This is a genomic window from Bradyrhizobium sp. Arg237L, from assembly GCF_029990105.1.
Taxonomy (GTDB): domain Bacteria; phylum Pseudomonadota; class Alphaproteobacteria; order Rhizobiales; family Xanthobacteraceae; genus Bradyrhizobium.
The window spans coordinates 1-780 of record NZ_JAQMIL010000193.1 but is presented as its reverse complement, the minus strand read 5'-3'; the positions used below and the strand labels follow the sequence as shown (position 1 = coordinate 780).

Sequence of the window (780 nt, the reverse complement as noted above, 5' to 3'; positions counted from 1 at the left end):
TCAAGCTTTGGATGGAACGATTCGTTTTGACTGACGGCCAATGGGCGAAGATGGAGCCGCTTTGTCTCGGCAAGCCGAGCGATCCTGGCCGCAGCGGCAAGGACAACCGGCTGTTTGTTGAGGCGGTGTTATGGATCGCCCGCACGGGCAGTCCATGGCGCGATCTGCCGCGCGCTTTCGGTCACTGGAACAGCGTGTATACGCGTTTCCGGGACTGGGTGAAGGCGGACGTGTGGAAGCGCCTGTTCGAGGCGGTCTCGGACGAGCCGGACATGGAGTACGCCATGGTCGACGCCACCATCGTCAAGGTCCACCGCCACGGACAGGGCGCAAAAGGGGGACTCAGAGCCAGGCCATCGGCCGTTCGAAAGGCGGCATGACCACCAAAATCCTGGCGCTCACCGATGCGCTCGGCAATCTGGTGCGTTTCGTGCTGCTGCCCGGACAGCGCTTCGACACGGTCGGCGTTCCGCCACTCATCGAAGGGGTAGCCTTCGGTGCGCTGATCGCTGACAAGGCGTTCGACAGCAACGCCATCATCGCCGATCTCGACGAACGCGGCGCCAAGGCCGTCATCTCCCAGCATCCGCGCCGCGCCAAACCTCTCGCCATCGACGAGGAGATGTACAAATGGCGGCATCTGATCGAAAACTTCTTCTGCAAGCTCAAGGAATTCAAGCGCATCGCGCTGCGCGCAGACAAGACAGATCAAAGCTTCGCAGCCATGATCCATCTGACCGCTGCCGTGATAAACTCCCGATGAATCCCAACAGACCCTAG

The 780-nt window shown here is 61.0% G+C and carries 1 protein-coding gene; it reads left to right on the top strand.

Annotation, left to right across the window (positions count from 1 at the left end; all coding sequences use genetic code 11):
* Positions 1-11 precede the first annotated feature (11 nt).
* A protein-coding gene (locus OZ411_RS42940) for an IS5 family transposase (protein ID WP_282532799.1) occupies positions 12-763 on the top strand; the annotation gives its coding sequence in 2 pieces (ribosomal slippage) (positions 12-342 and positions 342-763; 753 coding nt in all).
* The last annotated feature ends 17 nt before the right edge of the window (positions 764-780 follow it).